At 49.1% G+C, this 269-nt stretch carries 1 rRNA gene; it reads right to left on the bottom strand.

Annotated features, from left to right (window positions below):
- Positions 1 to 98: ribosomal RNA gene (gene rrf / locus GCN74_RS28450) — 5S ribosomal RNA — on the bottom strand; the annotation flags it as partial.
- Positions 99 to 269 lie beyond the last annotated feature (171 nt).

Here is a 269-nt window from a genome sequence, read left to right as displayed (position 1 = left end):
ACTTTCACACTGGTTGCAGCACTATCATCGGCGCAAAGTTGTTTCACGGTCCTGTTCGGGATGGGAAGGGGTGGGACCAACTTGCTATGGTCATCAGGCATAACTTGTACTGGCGTTTGTCTCCTGTAGGACGACAAGGCCATGAATCTGGAAGAAGCAAAGATCGGGGTAATGAATGGTATCAACACACACGCAACGTTGTACCGTCTTATCCTCTGTACCTGCTAAGGTTATAGGGACAAGCCGTACGGGCAATTAGTACTGGTTAG

It is taken from the genome of Janthinobacterium sp. FT14W (assembly GCF_009208755.1).
Classification (GTDB): Bacteria; Pseudomonadota; Gammaproteobacteria; order Burkholderiales; family Burkholderiaceae_D; genus Janthinobacterium; species Janthinobacterium violaceinigrum.
The sequence above is the reverse complement of the archived record's forward strand: the minus strand, read 5'-3'. Positions and strand labels throughout refer to the sequence as shown.